Raw genomic sequence first — 6,157 nt, 5'->3', positions numbered from 1 at the left:
GGCACGTGGCCGTGGTGCGGGCTCTGCCGTCGCCCGACGCCACCACCGGCGGCCTGGCCCACACCGGCGCCGGTAACACCGTGCCGTTGGCCGGCGGGGCGCTGGCTTTGGTGGCTGCGGGCGGCGGGATGATGGTTTACACCCGCCGTAGCAAGAAGCAGAGCTCGCATTCCTGATGCGGTAGCACTCCCACTGCACCGCGCGCAGTGCGTACTGCGTGTTGTGAACTGCGCGTTGTGTCGGAGCCCCGTAGCGCCGTGAATCCTAGGCTGCTGCGGGGCTTTCGGCTTTGTTGTTAGTTCCAGCCGTAGGGCTGGAGATAGCGCCAGTAGTTCGTCGACGCTCACGTCGGCGCTCACCGCATCGACCTCGCGGGCGCGCTCGTAAAAGTCCCCTGCGACCGTGCCCAAAAGCATCGGCATCACGACCGACGGAGCGTGCGGCAGCGTGACCTACGACGACACCGTCGTACGCCTGGAACAGGGATGGCGTATCAGCCAACGGATCGTCCGCGCACGACGGGTACCGCTCACTCGCTGAATCACCCGAACGGCCACGCCACAGTGGGCCGACGCGGGAGGGAACGCTAGCGTCCGCAGTGGCGGCGGCCAGAACGCAGCCCGTGTTCGAAAGGGCGGTGACCTGAACCCGCAACCTTCGGAACACGAGCCCGGCTCAAGCACCGCAGCCAGCACCACCGAGCCACCCAACGCACCCGCCAGCACCAGCCAGCCCGGCACCACCAAAACTGCCCTCTTCCCGATCGGCATGATGGGAGCGGCGACGTCCGAGGTGGCGAAAGCCACCGGCTGGAGCCACCTCACCGGCGTGGGACACGCGTTGGTGTGGATCGCCACCGGAGCATGGCTCGTCGTCTTCATCGGTCTGGTCAGAGATGTCACCGGCCAGCTTCGTCACGCAGATCACGCAGATCACGCGAACCGCAGCAAAACGAGCTAGGGGCCGCCCGAAAAACGGACGACCCCTGAGCCAGCGAACTCACATACTCAAGCACTCACATCAGGACACAACGACCGGCTACGGCGCCACGCGCCCGCCGACCGCCTTGGCGACCTGCCCCTCGACCGCGTCCGAAACAGCGACCGGCCCGCCGAACAGCTCGACCGAGCCCCCGGCCAGCGCCTGGCTGAACCCGTGCAGCGTGGCGGCGGTCCCGTCCGGCAGCCGCACCGGGTCGGTGAGCAGCAGCGGGCTGTGCGCCGCGGCCAGCATCGCGGCGCCGGTCAGGGCGTCGGCGAACTGCGTGCCGGTGGCGACGCCCACGGTCTTCGGCGCCGAGAACGTGCCGGCCACCAGCGACGCCGTGGCGTACCGGTCCGCGCCGGCGAACTGCGCCGAGGCGTCGCGGTTCGGCAGGTGCGCGGCCGCGGCCTCGGCCGGGCCGCCGACCGCCGCCACCGAGTGCGCGCCGGCCACGAAGCCGGCGACGGCCGGGGACAGCTCGCGGCCGTCGGTCAGCAGGATCGCCGCCGGGGCGCCGGCGCTGCCGTAGGTGGCCGAGAACGGGCCGGCCGTCAGGGCGTCGGCGAAGTCGTGGCCGGTGGCCAGGATGACCTTGCCGGACGCGTCGCCGACCTGGTTCGCGATCTGCAGCGAGGTCGCGTACCGATCGGTGCCGCCGAGGCGGGTGATCTGCGCGGCCGGCAGGCCCAGCGCCGAGACGACCTGGTCCGAGACCGCGTTCTGACCGCCCAGGACGTACACCTTGCCACCGGGCGCCAGGACCCGCTGGATCTCGGCGACCACGGCCGGGTTGGCCGCGTGCGACGGCGTCAGCAGCAGCGGGCCGCCCTTCTCGGTGGCCAGCGGGACGCCGGACAGCGCGTCGGGGAAGGTCTCGCCGGTGGCCAGGACCACGGCCTTGGCCGAACCCGCCTTCGGGAACGAGGACTGCGACACGGTGATCGCGGTGCCGTAGCGGTCCGAGCCCCAGACCCGCTTCACGACCGGCACGCCCGGCGCCGGGTTGGTGGGCGGCGTGGGAGGCGTGGGCGGAGTCGGAGGAATCGGCGGCGTCGGCGGCTGCAGCGGCGTGACGGTCGCGATCTTCGACAGGTAGTCGTCGGCCGGGGAGCCCAGGCCGGTCGCGTCGTCGTAGCCGGCGGTGGCGGACAGCGAGGTGTCCTGGCCGGCGTGGAACATCGTGCCGCGCGTCGGGTTGGCGGCCGAGGTGTAGATGCCCTCCAGCACCGACGGCTGCCCCGCCGGGGACCCGGTCACGTCGTGGAACGCCGAGGTGCCGTTCAGCGCGTACAGCGCCGGGTTGGCGAAGCCCAAGGCGTGGCCCGCGGCCTGCTTGGCGTCGGCCTGCAGCGCCGAGAACTCCGGAGCCGCGACCGAGGTGCCGCCGTAGCCGCCCTCGCCGTACTGCTTCGTGGTGCCGTCGGTCATGCCGACCAGCACCGAGCTGGCCAGCGAGCCGTTCATCGCCACGTCCGGCAGGGTCCGCATCGGCTTCGTGCTGCCGTGGCCGCTGTTCGCCAGCGCCGAGGGCACGATACCGGCCTGGTAGAACGGCTGCGCGATGTCCTCGGACACACCGCCGCCGCCCCCGAAGAAGAACGAGAACGGGACTTTCTGGTTCGGCCCCGGGCCCGCCGCCCACGCGGCGTCCCCCTGCGTGGCCACGGCCGTGTGGTCGCCCATGGTGGCCTCCCACGCGTACTTGCCCGCGGAGTCGGTGGCCAGCGTGGTGCCGCCGACCGCGGTGACCCACGGGTCGCTGGTCGGCCACTCGGTCTGCTTGCGCGCCGAATCCGGGACGCAGTTCACGGCGCCGCCGGTGAAGTTCGCCGGGTCGTCGTCGCCGCAGTCGCCGGTGGAGAAGTCGAAGCCGATGCCCTCGGCCGCGCCCTTCTGGAATATTCGGTCGTAGGCGGCGATCGACGACGGGTCCAGGTCCTGGCCGTCGGTGGTGTGCATGATCTCGCCCCAGGAGTTGGAGACGACATCCGCCAGGTGGTTGTCGACGATCTTCTCCTCGGCGGCCATCAGGTCCGCGTCGGTGCAGGAGTTCGCGCCGACGTAGACGATGTTCGCGTCGGGGGCGAGGCCGTGCGTCATCTCGACGTCCAGCGCCTCCTCGCCGGCCACGCCCGCGGTGCCGCCGCAGGCCGTCTGGTTCGTCCACTGCGACGAGTCGAACATGTCCGTGTACTGGCCCGGCGCGAAAGCCTTGTCGCCGTGCGCGGTCGCGAACTGGTTCGCGTCAGCCTGCATGGTCGACGAGCCGTACCAGTCGACGACCGCGATGGTCGCGCCCTTGCCGGTCATCCCGGACTTGGTCACACCGTAGGCGTCGCGCAGCTGCTGCGGCGTGTACGAGCACGGCAGCAGCGCGGTCGGGCCGGGGTTGACGCCGGCCGGCCACGCCGAGCTGGTGGTCGCGCCCCAGTAGGGCGAGCAGGTCTGGTTCGCGGCGTTGCTCGCGTTGACCTTCGCGGAGTCCGCGTGCACCCGCACCGAGGCCTGCGACAGGCCCGAGACGCCGTTGACGTAGTCGGCGACGTCGGCCGGGATGACCGCGGCGGAGGAGGCCGCGTACTTCACCGAGCCGTCGGTGCCCTGGTAGTCCTTGATCTGCGTACCGAAGGCGCGCTGCACGGCGGCGGCGTCACCGACCGCGTCGATCCAGTCGCTCTGCACCCCAGAGACCTTCAGCCCCGCGCCGGTCAGCCACTTCTGCACCGCGGCGACCTGCGCCGGCGTCGCCCCGAAGCGCGCCTGCACCTGCGCCGGAGTCAGGTAGTGCTGGAAGGACGGGCTGTTCGGGTCGGACGCGGCGCGCGCCGCGGCGGCCAGCCCGGCCGAGTCCTGCCCGCTGAGGTACACCCGGGTGCTGATCTGCTGTGCGGCCGGCAGGGCCCCCCGATCCTTGTCGGCCGTCGCCCACGCCGGGTGCGCGTCGGCCAGGATCTTGTTGGTGGTGTTGTGGTGCTGCGTGTCGGCCTGCGCGGGCGAGGCGGACGCGGACGCGGCGACAAGCGCGATGGCGACGGGGAAGACCCCCGCCATCACGGCCTGCGCACGCCGCCGCTGAGCGGCGTTCGGCATTGATGGATTCCCTTTCCCCTGTGGTGGCATCCGTCCTGTCCGAAGTACCGGCGGAGCAGCGACTTCATGAAATCTTCAGGAACGGCGACTGATGTCTATCCACTGGGGAACCCGCAGGACAAGTTCCGGTACGAGACCGTGACCGGTTCGTGTCCTGCAGACCCCGGAATCATGCGTGAGCTGTGGGGTTTCTCACTCCCCGAGGAACCCGTAGGAGCCCACGAGGGTCGCGGCGCCGCGCCGTGTCGGAGCGATGATGCGTTCCGCAGCATTCTGCTGGAAAGCCTGGAAGGCGGCCAGCGGACGCAACGAGTCGGCGTCATCGTCGTCGTAGGCGACGAAGTGAATGAAGCTTACGCCGTCCTCCATGCGGAAGGTCGCATAATGCAGACCTTCGGGCCTCTCGGCCTTGAGTTGCGCGAAGACGGCCTCGACGAGGCGCTGATTCTCGTCGGCCTGGTCCGGCTTGACTTCGTACTGGATGATATGGGTACTCATATCCGTTCTGTCTCCTCTGGGAGTTTCAGAGCCCTCGCAACGCACGTTCTGCGCCCGCTGCCAATACAGACCCGCGCGCCGGGGGAAACTGGTCGCGGGTCGGCGCGCCCTTAGCCTGCGAGCGTGTCGCACACCGTCCCACCTGCGACGCCGTACTACGGTGACCACCGTGACCTCCCCCACAGGGCAGCCCGAGCCGACCGAGCCGACCGAGCCGACCAAGCCGAGCGAGCAGCCCGCACAGCCCACGCAGGACGCGCAGCCCACGCAGCCCGAGCAGCCCACGCAGCCCGCACGGCCCGAGCCGCCGCATCACCGCGTCACCGCGCGCATGCTGGTCCGCCGCCCCAAGCTGTGGCTGATCCCGGCCGTCCTCGCGGCGCTGGTGGCGCTTCTGCTCTCGCTGCTCTACATGGGCGGCATCCTGGACCCGAACGGCAACCTGCACCGCCTCCCGATCGCGCTGGTCGACGCCGACACCGGCGCGCCGCTGCCGGGCCAGCAGCAGAACATCGGCGCGCAGGTGGCGCAGGCGGTGGTCGCCGGGTCGCCGAGGAGCCAGTTCGACTGGAAGCAGGTCGGGCCGGCCGAGGCGCAGGACATGCTGGCCTCGGGCAAGGTCTACGGCGCGCTGGAGATCCCCGCCGATTTCACGACGTCGATCGGCGCGCTCGTCACCGGCGGCGCCACGGTGCGCCCGACGATCACCGTGCTCACCAACCCGGGCCTGGGCAGCCTGGGCTCCTCGCTGGCCTCCCAGGTCACCCAGAACGCGGCCCACCAGTCCTCGCTGACCATCGGCAAGCAGCTCACCGCGTCCCCCGCGGCCTCCAGCCTGGACGCCACCGCCCGGCTGCTGCTGGCCGACCCGGTCTCGGTCACCGTCCAGGTCGGCCACGTCATCGGCCGGCACAGCGGCCTGGGCCTGAGCGCCTTCTACTACGCGCTGCTGCTGGTCCTGGCCGGCTTCATCAGCGGCAACCTGATCCACTCCGGCGTGGACACCGCGCTGGGCTACGCCGACAGCGAGATGGGCCCCTGGCACACCCGGCGCCCGACCGTCCCGATCACCCGGACCCAGACCCTGGTGCTGAAGATGGTGATGACCGCCGGCATCTCGCTGCTCACGACCAGCATGGTGATGCTGGCCTGCATCGCCATTCTCGGCATGGACGCGAGTCATATCCCGTTGCTGTGGATCTTCTCCTACTGCGCCTGCCTGGCGATCGGCCTGGGCGTGCAGGCCATCAACGCGGCCTTCGGCGGCATCGGCCAGCTGGTCTCCATGTTCGTCTTCATCGCCCTGGCCCTGCCCTCCTCCGGCGCGACCGTCCCGCTCCAGGCCGCGCCGACCATCTACCGCTTCCTCGGCGCCTTCGAACCGATGCGCCAACTCGCCGGCGGCGTCCGCGCCATCCTCTACTTCGACGCCCGCGCCGACGCCGGCCTAATGCGCGCCTGGCTGATGATCGCGGTCGGCGTCGCCGGGGCCCTGGTCTTCGGCTTCGCGATGACGCAGTACTACGACCGCAAGGGCCTGCGGCGCCTGACGCCGCAGCCGATGCCGCCGCAGACGGACTAGACC

General features: G+C 70.8%; 4 protein-coding genes. 2 read left to right on the top strand and 2 right to left on the bottom strand.

Translation table 11 applies throughout. The features are described 5' to 3' along the window. The first annotated feature begins 5 nt into the window (after positions 1–5). Positions 6–176 (top strand): LAVTG motif-containing sortase-dependent surface protein, encoded by a 171-nt coding sequence (locus GWK61_RS60930; protein WP_369125617.1) that lies wholly within the window; start codon positions 6–8, stop codon positions 174–176. Positions 177–1,038: 862 nt separating this feature from the next. On the opposite strand, the gene GWK61_RS27635 is transcribed toward GWK61_RS60930, so the two are convergent. Next, a complete protein-coding gene (locus GWK61_RS27635) occupies positions 1,039–4,074 on the bottom strand; it encodes a cell wall-binding repeat-containing protein (RefSeq protein ID WP_194912954.1) in 3,036 nt (1,011 codons plus the stop codon). Positions 4,075–4,266: 192 nt separating this feature from the next. After that, positions 4,267–4,572 (bottom strand): hypothetical protein, encoded by a 306-nt coding sequence (locus GWK61_RS27630; RefSeq protein WP_194912948.1) that lies wholly within the window; start codon positions 4,570–4,572, stop codon positions 4,267–4,269. Positions 4,573–4,903: 331 nt separating this feature from the next. Between GWK61_RS27630 and GWK61_RS27625 the strand changes: the two genes are divergently transcribed. Further along, on the top strand, positions 4,904–6,154 hold the full coding sequence (locus GWK61_RS27625; protein ID WP_194912962.1) for a YhgE/Pip domain-containing protein: 1,251 nt from the start codon (positions 4,904–4,906) through the stop codon (positions 6,152–6,154). Positions 6,155–6,157: the final 3 nt, after the last annotated feature.

Origin of the sequence: Catenulispora rubra, assembly GCF_015356825.1 — a bacterium.
GTDB classification, from domain to species: domain Bacteria; phylum Actinomycetota; class Actinomycetes; order Streptomycetales; family Catenulisporaceae; genus Catenulispora; species Catenulispora rubra.
The sequence above is the reverse complement of the archived record's forward strand: the minus strand, read 5'-3'. Positions and strand labels throughout refer to the sequence as shown.